This is a genomic window from Pseudomonas sp. PB3P13 (assembly GCF_054897735.1).
In genome coordinates, this window is record NZ_CM142702.1 from 3,232,312 (window position 1) to 3,248,146 (window position 15,835).

The following is a 15,835-nucleotide window of genomic DNA, read 5'->3' on the forward strand; positions in this document are numbered from 1 at the left end:
GACCGTTGCGACTACTTTTTCATTCCGACCCTGCGCCGCATTTCAGCGGTGATCGTCTGCTTCGCTTCCTTCCAGTCCGCCCACGGCTCGTTGCCGATTTCGACCAACCGCGCATGCACGTTGTGTACGTTCCACTGATTGCCGCCTTTAAGCTCGGCCACCTCTTCGCGAAAGATCGGCACGGACACCGGCAGGCCTTCGCGCGTACGCGCGGCGTAGGCGCAAATAGTGGTGGCGCCCAACCCATTGCGCAAATAATCGACAAAGATCCGCCCTACCCGGTTTTTTGGCCCGGACACCGCGGAAAAGCGGTCAGGCAGCAGCTTGGCCATATGAGTGACAATCGCATGGCTGAAATCCTTGACCTCATCCCAGCCAGCTTTGCGGGTCAGCGGCACCATCAAGTGAATGCCTTTGCCGCCGCTGGTCTTGAGGAATGCCTTGAGGCCCAATTCATCCAGTACGGTGAGCGTCAGTTGTGTCGCCTCGACCATGCTTTTCCATGGCAGTGCCGGGTCCGGGTCGAGGTCGAGAACGAAGCGATCCGGTTTGTCGAGGTTGACCGAGGTGGCGTTCCAGGTATGAAGCTCGACGGTACTCATTTGCACCGCACCGATCAGCGCTTCGGGATTATTGATGAGCATGACCGGCTGACCCGTCAGCGCCTTGTCCAGCGTACTGATCCCGGGGATCGCCAGACGCTCGGCGTTTTTCTGGAAAAACAACTCGCCGGCAATCCCGTCCGGGGCGCGCACCAGCGCCACTGGGCGGTCCTTCAGTTCGGGCAGAATCCACTCGGCAACGCTGGCGTAGTATTCGGCCAACTGTAGTTTGGTGGTACCGCTGCTGGCGTCGATGACCCGCTCTGGGTGGGTAATGCGTACTTTGCCGCCGCCCAGCCCCAGCTGTGAAGGCGCGGTGTCGGCTTTGACAGGTTTCTTCGCGGGTGCGGCAGCGGGTTTGTCTGCACTGGCTTTTTTCGCAGTGGCGGGCTTTTCAGCAGCGGTTTTTTTTGCTGCGGCAGCAGGTTTTTTTGCAGAAGATTTTTTCGCAGGGTCGGCTTTCACGGCTTTTGGACGCTCCTCTGTGATGGCTTCGGCAGGCTTGTCGTTGCGCAAGCCATGGAACACGGCGTGGCGCACCGAGCCCTCCTTGGTCATTTCCGCGAAGGCCACCTCCGCCAGCAGTGTCGGTTTGAGCCAGTGCACACCCTTGGCGTCGAATCCGGTTGGCGGGTTGACCACGACCGGTTTCTTCGTCTGCAGCGGTGTCAGCTGTTCGTAGATACGCTTGAGGGTTGATTCGTTGAAGCCGGTGCCGACCTTGCCGGCATAGCGCAACTCGCCGCTGTCGCGGTCGTGCAAGCCCAGCAGCAAAGCGCCAAAAGAATTCCGTGAACCCTTGGGATCGGTATACCCGACAATGACGAATTCCTGCCGGTGTTTGCACTTGAGCTTGATCCAGTCATTACTGCGCCGCGACACATAGGGCGAGCCCAAACGCTTGCCGATCAGCCCTTCCATTTGCATCTGGCACGCACTGTTGAGCAACGCGTCGGGCTCTTCGCCGAACGAATCAGAAAAACGCAGCAGCGGGTCCTCATTCGGCTTAAGCACCGTGGCCAGTGCCGCCCGCCGCTCTTCCACCGGCACTTCGCGCAGGTCCACACCGTTGAGGTACGGCATGTCGAACAGGTAGTAAATGATGTTACCGCTGCGGCCCGAATCGAAAGCATTTTGCAGCGCCTGAAAGTCCGGCACGCCCTGCTCGTTGGCCACTACCATTTCACCGTCAAGCCAGGCCGATTCAAGGCCTAGCGCCGTCAACGCCTCGGCTTGTTTCGGCAGTTTGTGCGTCCAGTCGTGGCCGTTGCGGGTGAACAGCTTGACTTCACCATGGTCCAGGCGCGCCATGATGCGGTAGCCGTCGAACTTGATTTCGTAGCTCCACTCGCCGCCGGGGGCCTTTTCCACCAAGGTCGCCAGCTCAGGTTTCAACGTGTCGGGCAGCTTGGCTTTGTGCGCACCGGTCAATGGCGAGGACTTGGCCTTGGACGCCGCCGGGGCCGGTTTTCTCACCGGCTTGGGCTTGGCCGCCGCTGTTGTTTTCGATTTCTTCGGCACGATGGTACGGTCGCTGAGTACGCTGTCCGGCGCGGCGACCACCACGTCGTAATCACTTTCAGGTTTGGCGGCGCTGTCCTGATGCTTGATCAGAAACCATTGCTCCTGTTTGCCGGGCATGTGCGTGCGTACCAGGTTCCACAGCCCGCCAAGCTTCTCGCCCTGCAGCTCGAATTTGAGTTTGCCTTTGGCATACGCCGTGGCGGGGTCCTCTTGAGGAATCCACACGCCCCGGTCCCAGACGATCACATCACCGGCACCGTAGTGGCCTTCAGGGATGCTGCCTTCGAAGGTGGCATAGTCGAGCGGATGGTCCTCGACGTGCACGGCCAGGCGTTTGACGTGTGGGTCCAGTGACGGGCCTTTGGGCACCGCCCAGCTTTTCAGAGCGCCGTCGAGTTCCAGGCGAAAGTCGTAGTGCAGACGCGAGGCGTCATGCTTCTGGATGCAAAATTGCAATGCGTGGTCTTTGGCGGCTTTGCGTCTGGAAGGCTTGGCGGCCGGCTCCGAAGTCGCCGAGAAATCCCGCATGCGATTGTAGTCATCCAGATTCTTGCTCATGGCGCACCTGCCGATTCAACGCTGCCCCCGATTCCGGGCCCGATACGGGTGACGGTCAAGCCGATGACCGCGATCCTTTCCACGCGTTGATAACCGGGGGTCAGCAGCTCTTCGCCAAACACGTCGGGATCGAGTTCACGGTAAGTCCAGGCAAACAACGGTGATTGCAGACGCGGGATCAGCGCATCGAGAAACGGATCGTGCCCGTCGATCATCGCCACGCCGGTGTACAGCACCAGGGACCCGCCCGGAGCCAGTCGATCAAGGGCTTGCTCAACGATGCGCAGGGACAATTGTTCGCCAAACTCGCCTCCGCCGTGGCGGTAAGCGCGCTCGGCGGGATCGGCCATGTAGGGTGGATTAGCGACGATCAAATCGAACTGGCCGTCGACGTCCTGGAGCACATCGCTGGTCCCGACGCTGAGGTTGGCCAGCTCGGCCAGCGCAGCATTGATGGCCGTCATGCGTAAAGCCGCCGGATTGATGTCAACCGCCAACACCTCGGCCTCGCGGCGGGCGCGGGCAATCACAATGGCGCCGACGCCAGCGCCGCAGCCGATATCGACAGCCCGCCGCACGGGCGCGAAACTCTGTTGCAGATGCGCATGGATCAGTTGCGCGAAACGATAGGAATCCGGGCCGAAAAACACGGCGTCGGCGGCCTCTGTCGGGAACCCGGAATGGACGAACAGCAAATCGTCCAGACTCGACCAGCGCACGCGACTTTTCAGGCGCCCATTGCTCTCTTGAAGAATATGCGTTTGTTGCAACTGACGCTGCTCATCCACCGATAACAAACCCGGCTCAAACGGCCGCGACCAGCCGAACACCTCGCGCAGCGTGCGTGCAGGCTGGCCGACAGCGCGGTCGTTGACACGCTGGTGTGTGAGCGGTGTCGGAGTGGTGAAACGGTATCCATCAGCCTGCAAACGGCGGCCCAATTGCAACAATGCGAGATCGGCGCCGTCGAGTCGTTCTTCCTGATTCATGCAGTGCTCCCTAACGAAGGCCGGACTTGAGTTCGATAAATCGTCGAGTGGCCATCAGCCCGGCAGGATGGGAGTGGCGACGCGCCGATAGCCAGGGAATCAACGCCTGCATTTGTTCATGGCCGGCCAGTCCTTCGAGTGCCGATTGCAGGCTCTGAATATCCGGGTCGTTGACAGGCAATGCGGGTTCGACGGCGGCGCAGGTGCCGCGACGGACAGCGGACGGCGAGCGATCGGGCTTCCAGTCGCCGGCAATCCAGTCTTGCAGAAGTTGTTTTTCATAAGGGCTGAACACGCCGAACATGGCGGCGCCGTCACCCTCGATCAACTGCCAGAAGCGGCTTTCCTGCGGGTCCTGATGACGCTTGATCCAGCCCTTGTTCTGCATCGCGGTGAGGAAATCCGGAAGTTGCTCCGGGGAAGACAACCACTCATTAACGGTTTTGCCTTCAAAGCGGCAGTAATCGGAATGCATGTGCTGGCCAAACGGACGTTTGCGCTCAAGCATGTTCAATACTTCACCATACAAGTCGAACGACTCGATGATCACGCGGCTGCCCTGCCCCAGGTCATTGAGCCGATAGCCCAGCGCCACCCTGCGCATGAAATCTTCGCGGTCACCCTCGATCGGCAGCAGTTCAAGCACCGACTGCACCGCCTTGTGGGCGTGGCCGGTGCTGGCATTGTCGATGGTCACGTGCAAAGTGAAATAATACGGATCGATGCCCAGTTCACTGAGTTCGTAAGAACTGATCAGCAGGTGCAAGGGAAGCTGCTCGTAGCCGAGGTTATAGCCGATCACTTCTGGCAGGAAACGGTCACTGCATTCGCCCAGGGCCAGTTGAATGGCACCCTGCAGGTAGTGCTCGTCGGCAATGACGCCGTTGTCCTGCAAACCGTGTTCGGCGAGCAGTTTGCGATAGATCACCACGTGGTTCTGCGCCGGGTTGCCATCACCCAGTTCTTCCAGATATGTGCAGATCAGCCCTTGGAAACGCGGGTCACGCCAATGTTGCAACAGGCCATACAACCACGCGCCATCCACCAGTTTGGTGGGTCCCACGGCTTGCAGGAAAAACAACGCGTGAGCCTTGTTGCTGAAGAACTGTCGGGGGCCGCCTGCCTTGCGTTGTTGCAGGTAGTCCGCATACTGGCGGGCGACATCGGCGCTGTGCTGCTCGACAAAAGACTGCAGGGCCGACAAGTCCCGGGGCATTTCCTCGGGCAGTTGCGCGGCATCAAGAATCTGTTTTTCCAGGAAGCGTTGGGCCAGCGCACAACGGTGCTCGGCGTCATCACTTTGCAGCAGCTGTGCGTAAATCTGCTTGGTCGTGCCGGCCCCAGGAATCGGATGTTCGTGGGCAGGCCGGGATTCAAGTCTGTTCAGGGCAGTCATGGAAATATCTCTTGGTCTGAGGCCAGTGGCAGGACGCTGGGTCAGCTCGTCTCTACATCAGCAGAGCGATGATTCCGGAGAAAAATTCCATTCGTGTTGAAAATGCCCTGACAGACGGCCTTCAGACCAGCACCGGGATTGATCCGTAATCAATCAGGCGAGGGTACCGCTGGCTTGCTGCTCCAATTGCACCTGCAACTGCGGATCGAGCTTCAGGGCGGCGGCGAGTGCATCCAGGTAACTGCGCTCGGCGTCCTGCTGATCGTTTACCAACATGACGCTGGCCAGGTACATTTCGGCGGCCATCGCCGGGTCCTTGGCGGCTTGCGCCACGTCGGCAACGTCCAGCGGCCGGGCCACTTCGTCGTTCAGCCAACGCTGCAACTGCGGATCGTCCGTGTTCCGACGGATCTCGTCGCTGATCATCTGCTGCTCGGCTTCATCAATGTGGCCGTCGGCCTTGGCCGCTGCGATCAACGCGCGCAGGATCGCATGGCTGTGATCCTCGACTTCCGGACCGGACAACAGGTCCACCGTACGCAGCGTCTGCTGCGGCGCTGTCGCCTGCTTGCTCTGCCACGCCTGGTAGGCCTTGAAAGCCATCATCCCCAGCGAGGCCAGTGCTGCGTAGCTGGCGCCTCCGCCCGAGCGACTGCGACCGGCGGTCGAGCCGCCGCCCACCAGGCCACCGAGCATGCCGCCCAGACCACCCAAGCCGCCCAGACCACCCAGGCCACCCGAGCCACCCGCTCCCACGCTTGAGCGGGCACTGCCACCCAGCAGACTGCCGAGTAATCCGTCCAGCCCACCGAGCCCGCCCGGGGTCGCTGCATTGCCGGCGCCACGTTGCGACGAGGCACCCTGGCCGCCGCGCAGGAGTTGTTCGAGCAGGTCGCTGGTGTTCATGATGAGATCCTCTTGAGTAGCGAAAATTCTGTCAGACAACGATAGTCCGCGCAGGCGATTGCGCCACCACCGTCTGGCTGATACGAACCCGGATTTATCTGCAGTGCTTTCTCGCGGCCCAGCTAAGATTCATGAGGGATGAACCTTATTCGCGAATTTTTGGTCGATACCTGCAACCCGACCGGTCTGCCGCCGCCCTCATTGAACGAGGGCGATGACTGGCTTGCTTCACTTTTTGGAGAACACCCCCGTGATATCCACCGTACACATCGCCAGGCTCAAAGCATGGGGCGCCCATGGTTTTACCGCCACTGGTGTGGTCACCGCGTTCCTCGCCACCCTCGCGCTGCTGGAAAACCAACCGACCAATTGCCTGCTGTGGCTGGGCGTCGCGCTGATCGTCGACGGTCTTGACGGCGCATTGGCGCGCAAGGTCAATGTGCAATCGGTTCTGCCGAGCTTCGACGGTTCGATCCTCGACCTGGTCATCGATTACCTGACCTACGTGTTTATTCCGGCGCTGTTCATCTACCGCTATATTCCCCTGCCCGATTACACCCTGCTGCTCACGGTGTCGCTGATTCTGGTGTCGTCGCTGTTCTGCTTCTGCAACGTCAACATGAAAAGCAAAGACAACTACTTCCAGGGCTTTCCCGCTGCCTGGAACGTGGTCGCGCTGTGCCTGTACATTATTGCTCCGTCGCCGTGGATCACCTTTCTGACCGTCATCGCGCTGGCGCTGCTGACCGTGACGCGGATGAAGTTTCTGCACCCCTTCCGCGTGCGCAAATTCATGCCGATCAACATTGCCGTGACCGCCATCTGGTTGCTCTGCAGCTTGTCGCTGGTGGTCAACCATCCGGTAATCAATCCGCTGGTCATGGGCCTGTGGCTGTTGATGTCGGCGTACTTTTTGGGCATCTGCATCTGGCGGACCGCCATGGAATGGTTCGACGGTTCGCGACTGAAATGAGTCGCTGTGGGTCAAGCCTGTGGGACCGGGCTAGCTCGCGACAGCAGTAGTTCAGTCGGCATTGGTGCCAGATGAACCGCCGCCATCGCGATCAAGCTTTTCTCCTACAGACGTCGATTGATCACCACTTCAAGGTATTCGCTCGGTACCACCAACGAGTTTTCCCCGGCCCGGTTCATACTGTTTAACAGCTCGGTCAAGTCGCCTTCCAGTAGCGTGGCGCCTTCCGGTGGCAGTGCAGCGAAGGCCTTGTGGACCGGGCCGTACCAGTTGCGGAAGGTGTCGATGAAGTGCGCGGCGGAACGGTAACGGAAGTTGAAATGCCGGCGTGTTACCTGGATCAGAAAATCACTCTCATCGAACCGGGAATGCAACCATTCCTCCCGGCCCCAATTCGACGGTGGTTGCGCACCCGCCGGTGGTGGCAAGTGCTGACCCAGCGTTTTGAACATCTGCCCGACAAAACTTTCCGGCGTCCAGTTGGCCAGACCGATGCGGCCACCCGGCCGACAGACCCGCCCCAATTCTGCGGCAGCCTTTCCCTGATCGGCAGTGAACATCACGCCGAAGGTCGATAGCACCGCATCAAAACTACTGTCCTCAAACGGCAGATCCTCGGCGTCTGCTACTTGAAAAGTCACTTCGAGGTGTTCGGCCCGCGCGCGGTCCTGGCCGCGCTCCAGCAGTGCGGCGACATAATCGGTGGAGGTGACGAGACAGCCCCGCCGCGCTGCCGCAAGTGTCACGTTGCCGTTGCCCGCCGCTACGTCGAGCACCTCTTCGTCGCAGAGCAAATCGCAGGCTTCGGCCAACCCCTCGCCGACAATCTGCAGAGTGGTGCCGATCACGGCATAGTCGCCACTGGCCCAGGCAGCCATCTGACGGTTTTTCAAAGCACTGAGATCAATGGAGGTACTCATAAGATCTGCTCCGTAAAAATGCACGGGCCCCGGCTTATTCTGCCGTGGTGGGATCGATGATGCTCGTGACACGAGAAACACTGTTCGCAGGGAACCCACCCTGCCTGGCGTGTTCCCGGACCAGCTCCTCGTTGGGTGCGATGTACACGCAATAAACCTTGTCGCCCGTGACATAACTCTGCAGCCACTGAACTTCCGGGCCCATCTGGCGCAGCACATCGCAGGACTTTTGCGAGATACCCTTGAGCTCTTGCTCTGACAGGGTTCCGGCGCCCGGCAGCTCCCGTTCTATGATGAATCTGGGCATGGCAGCCTCCTGATTCCTGTTACTGATGACAGGGTCGAAAGCATGAACCCTGTTCGCTGACTATCGCTCTGGAGCGCATCATTGGCACGACCGGTGGTCTGCTCGCACGGCGAATCAGCGCTTTCGCCGATAGGCGGCGCAGATCTGTTTCAGCTGCGTAACAACCTTTGCGTAACCTGTGAGCGACTGGATTGCAGCGTTTTACGCAGGGGGCGTCCTGGCCTCTTCCAGCAACTGCTGAATCATCTTCTCCTGCGTCTCGTAGCGCCCTTCGCCGAAGTGCGTGAAGCGCACCTGGCCGTTGGCATCGATCAGGTAGTGCGCGGGCCAGTACTGATTGTTGAAGTTGCGCCAGATCGAGTAATTGTTGTCGATGGCCACCGGATAGGTGATGCCGAGTTTTTTCACCTGATTCCTGACGTTGTCGATGATCCGTTCATAACCGTATTCAGGGGTGTGCACGCCGACGACCACCAGGCCATCCTTTTCGTATTTTTCCGCCCAGTCTTTCACGTACGGCAAGGCGCGCTGACAGTTGATGCAGTCGTAGGTCCAAAAATCCACCAGCACCACTTTTCCTTTAAGCGACTCATTGGTCAGTGCGGGCGAGTTGAGCCATTGCACGGCGCCAGCCAGCGACGGCATTGCGCCCTGGGCATTGTCCATCGCCGTATCAGCCTTGACCTTGCTGACGAAGTAATCGACCACTTTCGGCACGGTTTCCAGTAAGTGCGTTTCGACGCTGCTGATGCCTTCGGATGAGGCGCCGGCCAGCAGGGTTTTGTCCGCCCCCGTGGAGATCACCGCAGCACCGGCCAACACGGCGACGCCGGTTGCGCGGCGCAACCAGCCGGTCACAGGAACCGAAGCTTTCAAGCGATTTACCAGGCCGCGACCGGCGAAGATCAGGGTGCCTAGGGCCAATGCGCTGCCAAGCCCGTACGCCACCAGCAAAAGGCTGGTCTGCGGGTTGGCACCTTGCAGCATGGCGCTGGTGAGGATCACGCCGAGGATCGGCCCGGCGCACGGTGCCCAGAGCAAACCAGTCGCGATGCCGACCATGATCGAGCTGAGCGGACCGGACATTTTTCGACTGTCGGGGTCGATGCGATTGCCCAGCAGCACGAAGGGACGCGTCAGGCAGTTACCGACCCGCGCGGAGATCAGCGACAGGGCGAACAGCATCATCACGATCAGCGCAACGTGACGACCGATATTATTGGCCTGAACCACCCACTCGCTGCTGACCACGGCCAGGCTGGAGATCAATGCGAAGGTCAGTACCATGCCGCCCAGGGTGAGCAGGATGGATGAACGCGTGCGGTCGACGCCCGCGAACAGGAACGGCACGACTGGCAAGATGCACGGACTGAGGACGGTCAACAGGCCGCCCAGGAAGGCGATGAGTAACATGGGATTCACCGGATGCGAATGAAGGAGTGGTTGACGCGATCGTGCGGGAGCGGCGTTTCGACTTGCCCGCTCCCACACCGGAATGGTGAAGGATTCAGAACATGACTCAGTTACCTTCGTTGCAGCTGTCGGCAAATTTGCGGTAGTCCAGCACCTGGGTTTTGCCTGCGTAATCCAGATAGGTCATTTGGGCATTCACCACCCCGCAGGAAGGTGCGGCATCCTGTTTCAACGACAGCACTTTCTTGATGTCCAGAGGCGTGCCGTAGGTGTAGGTTTTCGCTGTGACGTCGGCTTCGGCGCGGGCCGAGAAGGTGCAGATATTCAGTGCGGCAAACAGGCTAGCGGCGTAGATGGCTTTGGTGTTCATGGTCGTATCCTCAAGGCTTCAATGGGCAGGTCGTTCAATTGAGCCGAGGCGGTTGGGTTTGCCTCGACGGAGCTAATTAGAAGCCCGCGAGGTATCTGCTCTGTGTCAAAAACAGGCTTGGATCAATCGGTTCGTATCAGAACCCCGTCCTGATACACAGCCATACAAAACCCCTGAAATTCGTTGTTTTTGCCTCTGCATGTATCCCTCGACAGAGCAGATACACTGCAATACAAACCGCAGCGGCGAACCGCTGAAGGCTCTATAGACTGAGCCGCAATCCCCATTTAAAGAGGCTTGGCCCATGGAACACGTTGACCACATCCTCATCGTCGACGATGACCGCGAGATACGAGAGCTGGTAGGCAATTACCTGAAGAAGAACGGCCTGCGCACCACCGTCGTTGCGGATGGCCGGCAGATGCGCTCGTTTCTCGAGTCCACGCCGGTGGACCTGATCGTGCTGGACATCATGATGCCCGGCGACGATGGCCTGATCCTCTGCCGCGAAATTCGCTCCGGCAAACACAAGGCCACGCCGGTGCTGATGCTGACCGCCCGCAACGATGAAACCGATCGCATCGTTGGCCTGGAAATGGGCGCCGACGATTACCTGGTCAAGCCGTTCGCGGCCCGTGAATTGCTGGCGCGCATCAACGCCGTGTTGCGCCGCACGCGCATGCTGCCGCCCAACCTGGTCGTGACCGAAACCGGAAGGCTGCTGGGGTTCGGGCGCTGGCGTCTGGACACATCCGCCCGCCATCTGCTCGATGAGGACGGCACCATGGTCGCCCTCAGCGGCGCCGAATATCGCCTGCTGCGGGTGTTCCTCGACCATCCGCAACGGGTACTCAATCGCGACCAGTTGCTCAACCTGACTCAAGGGCGTGACGCGGACCTGTTCGACCGTTCCATTGATCTGCTGGTCAGCCGCCTGCGCCAACGCCTGCTCGACGATGCCCGCGAACCGGCTTACATCAAAACCGTGCGCAGTGAAGGTTATGTGTTCTCGCTGCCGGTGGAAGTACTTGGAGCGCCCGCATGAAGCTGTCGATGCGCTGGCCTCGCACCCTCGCCTCGCGGCTGTCGCTGATCTTCCTGATCGGCCTGATTCTGGCGCAGGCACTCTCCTTCGGCGCGCAATACTACGAGCGCTACGAAAGCGCGAAGACCACCATGCTGGGTAATCTGGAAACCGATGTCTCGACCTCCATCGCCATCCTCGACCGCTTGCCTGCCGAAGAACGTGCGGGCTGGCTGCAGCAGCTGGATCGGCGCAACTATCGCTACCTGCTGAATGAAGGTTCGCCCGGCACACACATGAGCGACACCCCTGTCGCGATGACCTCGATCAAGGACGCCATCGGCATGGATTACCCCATGACCGTGACCGACATTCCCGGAGCGCAGAAGCACTTTCAAGTACACCTCAAGTTGTCCGACGGCAGCCCGGTGACGATCGATGTGCGACCGGCGATGGTGCCGTTGTCACCCTGGCTGCCAATGGTGTTGCTGGGCCAATTGGCGCTGATGATTCTCTGCACCTGGCTCGCCGTGCGGATCGCCATCCGCCCGCTCACCCGTTTGTCTCAAGCAGTCGAGAGCCTCGACCCCAACGCCCATGCCGTGCTGCTGGACGAAAAAGGCCCGACCGAAGTCGCCCATGCCGCCAAGGCGTTCAATGCCATGCAGGCGCGCATTGCCGCTTATCTGAAGGAGCGCATGCAGCTGCTGGCGGCGATTTCCCATGACCTGCAAACGCCCATCACGCGGATGAAACTGCGCGCCGAATTCATGGATGATTCCGGTGAAAAAGACAAACTCTGCAACGACCTGGGCGAGATGGAACATCTGGTGCGCGAAGGCGTGGCGTATGCCCGCAGCATCCATGGATCAACAGAGGAAAGTCGTCGCACCGATCTGGATTCATTCCTCGACAGCCTGGTGTTTGACTATCAGGACATGGGTAAAGATGTGCAGCTCAACGGCAAGAGCGGCGCGGTGATCAACACCCGCCCGCATGCCCTGCGGCGAGTCCTGGTGAACCTGACCGACAACGCGTTGAAATTTGCCGGTGCGGCCCGATTGCAGGTGGCATCGAAACCCGACGGCGGGCTGTCGGTGAAAGTCCTGGATCGTGGCCCCGGCATTGCCGAAGCACAACTGGCGCACGTCATGGAGCCGTTCTACCGCGTGGAAAACTCGCGCAACCGCAGCACCGGCGGCACAGGACTCGGGCTGGCAATTGCTCAGCAACTGGCCCTGGCAATCGGCGGGTCGCTGACGTTGAGCAACCGCGAAAGCGGTGGACTTTGCGCAGAGCTGACGCTGCCCGGGAACAAGTCAGGTCAGTAAGCAACCGTGACACCAATCACCCCTGCACCGTGCAACTGCCGCAACAATACCAGTCCGCTGTCCATGAAGGTTTGCACTGCGGTGGCGTCGGCCTCCCGTGCCAGACCTCACTGTGGCACAGGCTGCACTTTCGTCGCCCCGACCGGCGCAGTACGGCGTGCGAACTAAAATTAATCCACGCAGGACTCGCCGAGCCTGTCCTGTTCATTCCCACGACCACCGCCCAGAGGTGCAAGCCTCGACCCAAACGTCTCTGGACCGTGATCCTGCAACAGGAGCACCTGAGATGGACGAGGCCAGACTGAATGATTTCATGGGCAAACTGGTGAATGACATGGGCGGTGCCGCGATGCTCGCCAACGTCATTCTGGGCGATGAGCTCGGTTTGTACCGGGCCATGGCCGACAGCCAGCCGATAACCCCGCAAGCACTTGCCGATAAAACCGGCTGCAACACCCGCCTGGTGCGCGAATGGCTCAGCGCCCACGCCGCTTCCGGCTACATGGAACACCGCGACGGTCAGTTCCGCCTGCCGGAAGAACAGGCGCTGGCCCTGGCGATCGAAGACTCGCCGGTCTACATCGCAGGTGGCGTCGGAGTGGTCGCTTCATTTTTTCATGACAAGGACAAGCTGATCAAAGCCATGCGCGGTGACGGCGCCCTGGCCTGGGGGGATCATCATCCTTGCATGTTCAACGGCACGGAACGCTTTTTCCGTCCCGGCTACAAAGCGTTTCTGGTCGCCGAATGGCTGCCGGCGCTCGAAGGCGTCGTCGCCAAACTGGAAGCCGGCGCGAAGGTTGCGGACATCGGCTGCGGGCATGGCGCCTCGACCGTGATCATGGCCCAGGCGTTTGCCAATTCGCGCTTCCTCGGATTCGATTACCACGCGCCCTCGATCACCATTGCCAGCCAGCGCGCCGAAGCAGGTGGGGTTGGAGACCGGGCGCAGTTTTTCCAGGGCACGGCAAAAGACTACCCCGGCAACGACTACGACCTGGTCTGCTACTTCGACTGTTTGCATGACATGGGCGACCCGGTAGGCGCGGCGAAACACGCCTACGAGACACTGAAACCAGATGGCACGGTGCTGCTGGTGGAACCGTTCGCCTGCGACTCACTGGACGACAACGTCACACCGGTAGGCCGGTTGTTCTATGCCGCCTCGACATTTATCTGCACGCCGAACTCGTTGTCTCAGGAAGTAGGTTTGGGGCTGGGTGCCCAGGCCGGTGAAGCGCGCTTGCGCAAGGTGTTCAGCGAGGCGGGGTTCAAGACATTCCGCCGGGCGACCGAGACGCCGTTCAACCTGATTCTGGAGGCGCGAAAGTAAGCACCGAAGACGGGACGCAACACGCACCCTGTAGCAACTGGCGCAGCCTGCGTCCGGCTGCTACAGGTCATCTTGCTCGCGCTCCTGCGGCAAATGTTACCCTGCCAACACCCGAACCCACCGGAGTGTTGAACATGCTCGACAGCCCTGTCCGCGAACAGCTCGACCAGCTTCAGCGATTGATGCTCGACCAACCGTTCGTGGTCCTGACCGGCGCAGGCATCAGCACGCCGTCGGGCATTCCCGATTATCGTGATAACCAGGGCGTGCGCCGCGGTCGGCAGCCGATGATGTATCAGGAGTTTCTCGCCGCCCCGGAATCGCGCCGGCGCTACTGGGCGCGGGCGATGCTCGGCTGGCCGCGGGTGCGCCAGGCGCAGCCCAACGTGGCGCATGAGGCGTTGGCCAGTCTGCAACGCACGCGGCTGATCGGCGGACTGATCACACAAAATGTCGATACCCTGCACGACCAGGCGGGCAGCCATGACGTGATCGAATTGCATGGCAGTCTGCATCGGGTGCTGTGCCTGGACTGTGGCCAGCGCACCGGTCGCGATTCGATTCAACACGTGATGGAGACGCAAAATCCGTATCTGGCCGGGGTCGATGCCGTCCAGGCGCCCGATGGCGATACCCTGCTGGACGCGGCGTTCGAAGCAAGGTTTCAGGTGCCGCATTGCCCGCATTGCAGCGGCGAGCGGATGAAGCCGGATGTGATCTTTTTTGGCGAGAACGTCGCACAGACCACGGCGGCCAAGGCGATGGCGGCGATTGATAAAGCCGCGGGTTTGCTGGTGGTTGGCTCCTCGCTGATGGCGTACTCGGCATTTCGCTTGTGCCGGGTGATGGCCGATCAGGGTAAGCCGTTGATTGCGATCAATCTCGGCAAGACGCGGGCGGATGAATTGCTGGACATGAAAATCGAAGCGTCGTGCGAGCAGTTGTTGCCAGTGCTGGCGCAAGGCTTGACCCAGTAGGAATGGGAGAAACCCGAATCCTGTGAGAGCTGGCCTGCCAGCGATGGCTTCAGCAGCCTCAATCCGGGCCGTCAGCGAATCGGCCATGACAAGCAGGCGGCTCGAGGAATTTCGGGTTATCAGGAAGAAACGCGCTCGCCCAACTTCTCCTGCCTGAAAATATCGAACAACGCCTGAGCCGCCGCCGACAGCTCCACGCCAGGCTTGGTCAGCACGCCAATCGCCCTCTCCACCACCGGATCATCCAGCGTCAGACACCGTGCGCCCAATTCAAGCATCTGCCCGGCACACAACGCCGGGACTGCACTGACGCCTAATCCGCTGGCAACCATCCTGCCGACCGTCGCCAATTGATGACTCTCAAACTCAACCGGTAATTTCATACCGCGCGCCTGCAGGTGTTCTTCGAGCATCACCCGCACGGTAGACGGGCGCTGCAAGGTAATGAACGGTTCTTTGAGCAGCGTCTGCCAATCGATGTCATTGCGTTGCGCGAGCGGGCAATCCTGCGGCACCACCGCCACAAAGCGATCTACGTACAGCGGCGTGAATTGCAGCGACGAACCCTGCAGCGGTTCGAACGCCACGCCCAGCTCCACCTGACGATCACGGACCATCTCCAGCACCTGCTCGTTGATCACGTCGTTCACCGTAACGTTGACCTTGGGATAACGGGCGCGGAAAATTTTCAGAATCGGCGGCAGCAAATTACCGGCGAACGACGGCATAGCCGCCAGGGTGACGCGCCCCCGTTCAAGGGTGAATCGCTGGCGCAAGTCGTCTTCGGCATTGTCCCAGTCCGCGATCAGGCGACGTGCCAGCGGCACCAGCGCCTGGCCTTCGGGCGTCAGCGCCACATTGCGCGTGTTGCGGGTAAACAGCCTCCCGCCCAAACCGTCCTCCAGGGCCTTGATGGTCAGGCTCAGCGCCGATTGCGACAAGTGCAACCGCTCGCAAGCCACTGCAAAACTCAAACTCTGCGCTACGGCCAGAAACGCCCTGATCTGCTTCACTGTCATGTCTGATTGCCTGTAGGCGCAAAGCTTGCACGCGATGACACTGCAACGAAAACCATCGCAGGGCGCTATCGCAAAAAATTCCATTGGTGAGTTTTATCTATCAATCGAACGTAAAAATCAACTTAACAAATTAATGCTGCGGCGAGACACTCCATTCCATACGGCTGGCCAGCCGCCCACGAACAATAAAAGA

At 60.2% G+C, this 15,835-nt stretch carries 14 protein-coding genes; 5 read left to right on the forward strand and 9 right to left on the reverse strand.

The features are described 5' to 3' along the window. Positions 1-11 precede the first annotated feature (11 nt). The 4 genes from ligD to ACYZT1_RS14880 form a co-directional block, all read right to left on the reverse strand. The gene (gene ligD, locus ACYZT1_RS14865) at positions 12-2,684 is read right to left on the reverse strand and encodes a DNA ligase D (protein WP_462015466.1); all 2,673 of its coding nucleotides are present in this window, start codon (positions 2,682-2,684) and stop codon (positions 12-14) included. Further along, positions 2,681-3,673 (reverse strand): methyltransferase, encoded by a 993-nt coding sequence (locus ACYZT1_RS14870; protein ID WP_462015467.1) that lies wholly within the window; start codon positions 3,671-3,673, stop codon positions 2,681-2,683. The genes ligD and ACYZT1_RS14870 overlap by 4 nt, the downstream gene beginning before the upstream one ends. A gap of 10 nt (positions 3,674-3,683) precedes the next feature. Next, positions 3,684-5,069: an iron-containing redox enzyme family protein gene (locus ACYZT1_RS14875; RefSeq protein WP_462015468.1), complete on the reverse strand. Its 1,386-nt coding sequence runs from the start codon at positions 5,067-5,069 to the stop codon at positions 3,684-3,686. A 153-nt stretch (positions 5,070-5,222) separates the two neighbouring features. Beyond that, positions 5,223-5,975, reverse strand: a complete 753-nt coding sequence (locus ACYZT1_RS14880) for a tellurite resistance TerB family protein (RefSeq protein ID WP_462015469.1) — start codon at positions 5,973-5,975, stop codon at positions 5,223-5,225. A 250-nt stretch (positions 5,976-6,225) separates the two neighbouring features. On the opposite strand from ACYZT1_RS14880, the gene pcsA reads away from it, so the two are divergent. After that, positions 6,226-6,948, forward strand: coding sequence for a phosphatidylcholine synthase (gene pcsA / locus ACYZT1_RS14885; protein WP_462015470.1), 723 nt, complete (start codon positions 6,226-6,228; stop codon positions 6,946-6,948). Positions 6,949-7,052: 104 nt separating this feature from the next. Here the strand turns inward: pcsA and ACYZT1_RS14890 are convergent, their stop codons facing one another. From ACYZT1_RS14890 to ACYZT1_RS14905, 4 genes are all read right to left on the reverse strand, one after another. Beyond that, positions 7,053-7,868 (reverse strand): class I SAM-dependent methyltransferase, encoded by an 816-nt coding sequence (locus ACYZT1_RS14890; protein WP_462015471.1) that lies wholly within the window; start codon positions 7,866-7,868, stop codon positions 7,053-7,055. Positions 7,869-7,902: 34 nt separating this feature from the next. Continuing rightward, positions 7,903-8,175, reverse strand: coding sequence for a DUF4242 domain-containing protein (locus tag ACYZT1_RS14895; protein ID WP_462015472.1), 273 nt, complete (start codon positions 8,173-8,175; stop codon positions 7,903-7,905). A gap of 201 nt (positions 8,176-8,376) precedes the next feature. After that, the gene (locus tag ACYZT1_RS14900; RefSeq protein WP_462015473.1) at positions 8,377-9,588 is read right to left on the reverse strand and encodes a cytochrome c biogenesis protein DipZ; all 1,212 of its coding nucleotides are present in this window, start codon (positions 9,586-9,588) and stop codon (positions 8,377-8,379) included. A gap of 106 nt (positions 9,589-9,694) precedes the next feature. Next, positions 9,695-9,958, reverse strand: a complete 264-nt coding sequence (locus ACYZT1_RS14905; RefSeq protein WP_462015474.1) for a DUF2790 domain-containing protein — start codon at positions 9,956-9,958, stop codon at positions 9,695-9,697. Positions 9,959-10,262: 304 nt separating this feature from the next. On the opposite strand from ACYZT1_RS14905, the gene ACYZT1_RS14910 reads away from it, so the two are divergent. The 4 genes from ACYZT1_RS14910 to ACYZT1_RS14925 all read left to right on the forward strand — a co-directional run bounded on the left by ACYZT1_RS14910 (position 10,263) and on the right by ACYZT1_RS14925 (position 14,623). Continuing rightward, positions 10,263-11,003, forward strand: a complete 741-nt coding sequence (locus ACYZT1_RS14910) for a response regulator (protein WP_462015475.1) — start codon at positions 10,263-10,265, stop codon at positions 11,001-11,003. Beyond that, on the forward strand, positions 11,000-12,313 hold the full coding sequence (locus ACYZT1_RS14915) for an ATP-binding protein (RefSeq protein WP_462015476.1): 1,314 nt from the start codon (positions 11,000-11,002) through the stop codon (positions 12,311-12,313). Before ACYZT1_RS14910 ends, ACYZT1_RS14915 begins: the two co-directional genes overlap by 4 nt. 286 nt (positions 12,314-12,599) lie before the next feature. Beyond that, positions 12,600-13,646 carry a class I SAM-dependent methyltransferase gene (locus tag ACYZT1_RS14920; RefSeq protein ID WP_462015477.1) on the forward strand — a complete coding sequence of 349 codons (1,047 nt, stop codon included), beginning with the start codon at positions 12,600-12,602 and terminating at the stop codon, positions 13,644-13,646. Between the two features lie 134 nt (positions 13,647-13,780). After that, complete coding sequence (locus ACYZT1_RS14925) at positions 13,781-14,623, forward strand: NAD-dependent protein deacetylase (protein WP_462015478.1); 843 nt, start codon at positions 13,781-13,783, stop codon at positions 14,621-14,623. 119 nt (positions 14,624-14,742) lie between these two features. Here ACYZT1_RS14925 and ACYZT1_RS14930 read toward each other — a convergent pair whose 3' ends face one another. Beyond that, entirely contained in the window at positions 14,743-15,642 is a 900-nt protein-coding gene (locus tag ACYZT1_RS14930) for a LysR substrate-binding domain-containing protein (protein WP_462015479.1), read from the reverse strand. Between the last annotated feature and the right edge of the window lie 193 nt (positions 15,643-15,835).

What these genes read in the sequence shown, in the direction of transcription:
- ligD (WP_462015466.1), bottom strand. Translation starts at nt 2,684, where the DNA reads ATGAGCAAGAATCTGGATGACTACAATCGCATGCGGGATTTCTCGGCG.
- ACYZT1_RS14870 (WP_462015467.1), bottom strand. Translation starts at nt 3,673, where the DNA reads ATGAATCAGGAAGAACGACTCGACGGCGCCGATCTCGCATTGTTGCAA.
- ACYZT1_RS14875 (WP_462015468.1), bottom strand. Translation starts at nt 5,069, where the DNA reads ATGACTGCCCTGAACAGACTTGAATCCCGGCCTGCCCACGAACATCCG.
- ACYZT1_RS14880 (WP_462015469.1), bottom strand. Translation starts at nt 5,975, where the DNA reads ATGAACACCAGCGACCTGCTCGAACAACTCCTGCGCGGCGGCCAGGGT.
- ACYZT1_RS14890 (WP_462015471.1), bottom strand. Translation starts at nt 7,868, where the DNA reads ATGAGTACCTCCATTGATCTCAGTGCTTTGAAAAACCGTCAGATGGCT.
- ACYZT1_RS14895 (WP_462015472.1), bottom strand. Translation starts at nt 8,175, where the DNA reads ATGCCCAGATTCATCATAGAACGGGAGCTGCCGGGCGCCGGAACCCTG.
- ACYZT1_RS14900 (WP_462015473.1), bottom strand. Translation starts at nt 9,588, where the DNA reads ATGTTACTCATCGCCTTCCTGGGCGGCCTGTTGACCGTCCTCAGTCCG.
- ACYZT1_RS14905 (WP_462015474.1), bottom strand. Translation starts at nt 9,958, where the DNA reads ATGAACACCAAAGCCATCTACGCCGCTAGCCTGTTTGCCGCACTGAAT.
- ACYZT1_RS14910 (WP_462015475.1), top strand. Translation starts at nt 10,263, where the DNA reads ATGGAACACGTTGACCACATCCTCATCGTCGACGATGACCGCGAGATA.
- ACYZT1_RS14915 (WP_462015476.1), top strand. Translation starts at nt 11,000, where the DNA reads ATGAAGCTGTCGATGCGCTGGCCTCGCACCCTCGCCTCGCGGCTGTCG.
- ACYZT1_RS14920 (WP_462015477.1), top strand. Translation starts at nt 12,600, where the DNA reads ATGGACGAGGCCAGACTGAATGATTTCATGGGCAAACTGGTGAATGAC.
- ACYZT1_RS14925 (WP_462015478.1), top strand. Translation starts at nt 13,781, where the DNA reads ATGCTCGACAGCCCTGTCCGCGAACAGCTCGACCAGCTTCAGCGATTG.
- ACYZT1_RS14930 (WP_462015479.1), bottom strand. Translation starts at nt 15,642, where the DNA reads ATGACAGTGAAGCAGATCAGGGCGTTTCTGGCCGTAGCGCAGAGTTTG.